Raw genomic sequence first — 2,029 nt, 5'->3', positions numbered from 1 at the left:
CAGTGCCAGCGATTTCTACGTCTATGGTTGTTGGTGCTGTCTCGATGATTTGCTTGAGGGTATCACTGGCGTAATCAGCCCGTTGTTGAGCAGTTAATGAACCAGCCGGTGCTACCTCAAACAGCGGACGCCCATCGAGGAAAATAGTTACCCGATTTAGATTGTCCTGAGCCACAATTGGCGCAGGTGCAATCAGGCAAGCGATCGCGATCGCTCCAATTACTACCAAGATCACTTGCGTCAGCCAATATCGGCAGCGAAAGAAGGGATTCATCAGCTACCAAAAATATTGCAGTTGAGAGCCAGGAGGCTTTAGCCCCGTCTAATAGGAAACCAAAGAAAGGGAAGCCTAGTGTTAACTGTACTTTAGTGTTAACTTTCTAACCTCTGTAGCATTACTGAAGACAGTTAATGGAATTGGTAATTAGTAATTGGTTGACTATTTTCCTCAGCGGTCAGCGGTCAGCGGTCAGCCGTCAGCCGTCAGCCGTCAGCCGTCAGCTTATTTTATTCAAAAGTACCGATCTAGTAGCGTGGCCATAGGCCATAGGCCATAGGCCATAGGCTGATAGCTGATAGCACCTCAATTAGCGTGCGCGTAGCGCTAATCGCTGTTCGCTGATTGCTGATAGCTAATTGCTGATTGCTGATTGCTAATTGCTGATTGCTGATAGCTGATTGCTGATCTCTCAATGTATAGTTATCAGACTATCCGTTTAGGGAAAGAGCATTCGAGGGGTCTGGCTCAGAAGCTGCCGAGATAGTAGCAGCATTTTGTTCCGCCTCCAGTTTCGGTTTCAAGTACAAATTTTCTAGTACCAGAGCTGCACCAGCTACCCAAGGGGGAACAATCAAAGCACCAAGAATCCCCAAAACCTTTGCACCACCTAGCACTGCCAACAATTGATATAAGGGGTGAACTCTCACAGAAGACCCCACCAGTAGGGGGTCAAGAATATAGGTTTCTAGATTTTGAATAATCACAAATAGTAACAATACCCACGAGAAAGTCCATCCCCCTTGAGCAATTGCCACAATTAATGCTGGAATTGCTCCCAAGACCGGACCAAAGAAGGGAATCAAATTGGTCACCCCAGCAATTACACCCAAACCCAAGGCAAACTCTGACAGTCCCAAAAATTTTAAACCAACAGTAATCGCCATGCCTAAAATTCCTGAAACCACTACTCGCCCCTGGATGTAACCCCCCATCCGTTGGCTGACTGGCTTGACCTGGGCTGCCAATTTTTCATCCCAGGGTTTGGGAAACAAACTTACCCCCCCTTTAATCAATTGTTCAGACCCAGATAACATATAACCAGACAGCAGTGTTGCCAGAATTACGGTAAACACTCCAGCAATAAGACTCCTTGTCAATCCATAGGACTGCACTACTAACTGCTGAGAGGAACGAATCACCCAAGAGGTAACGGTCCCAGCATCAAACATTTGACTCAGAGCTGGTTCAGTCATCCCTAGGCGAATCGCTAAAGCATCTAACAAAGAGGTTAAAACCTCCAAATATGCTGGCAGTTTCCGAAATAAACGCTGAATTTGTTCAGCTACTGTTGGTCCAATCACTAAGCCGATCCCTGTCAAACCAGCGATTAAGCCTAAATAAACCAGAATAACCGCTAGCCAGCGGGGAATCCTTAACTTTTCAGCACTATCAATAATTGGTGCTAGAGTGGATGCGAGCACTACTGCAATCATCAGTACTACTAGCAAAGCTCTCAGTTGCCACAGCAGGACGATTGTCAAGCTAGTAGCAACAATCAGCAGTAAATTAGCTAAGGAGATTTTAAGGCGTAGCATAGACTTCCATTTGCATGTTGAGTGCCTAGCAAATAGTCTACAGAGAAAACAGCTGAATTAGTTGAAGCTTGCAGGTACGGTTGAGGGTTAGACGGTTGAAGGTTAGATGGTTGAAGGTTAGATGGTTGAAGGTTAGACGGTTGAGGGTTAGACGGTTGAAGGTTAGACGGTTGAAGGTTAGACGGTTAGATGTTACTGAGTAAGGGCTAGTTTA

At 45.8% G+C, this 2,029-nt stretch carries 1 protein-coding gene and 1 pseudogene; both read right to left on the bottom strand.

Features of this window, described 5'->3' with window-relative positions:
* Positions 1-274 (bottom strand): annotated as a pseudogene (locus tag F6K52_RS35730) (hypothetical protein); the annotation flags it as partial.
* Between the two features lie 434 nt (positions 275-708).
* Positions 709-1,815 (bottom strand): AI-2E family transporter, encoded by a 1,107-nt coding sequence (locus F6K52_RS35725; protein ID WP_293089856.1) that lies wholly within the window; start codon positions 1,813-1,815, stop codon positions 709-711.
* Positions 1,816-2,029 lie beyond the last annotated feature (214 nt).

The organism is Moorena sp. SIO3H5 (assembly GCF_010692395.1).
Taxonomy (GTDB): Bacteria; Cyanobacteriota; Cyanobacteriia; order Cyanobacteriales; family Coleofasciculaceae; genus Moorena.
This window is presented reverse-complemented; position numbering and strand designations above follow the sequence as displayed.

Excerpts from the sequence above, each read along its gene's own strand:
- F6K52_RS35725 (WP_293089856.1), bottom strand. The coding sequence starts at position 1,815 with ATGCTACGCCTTAAAATCTCCTTAGCTAATTTACTGCTGATTGTTGCT.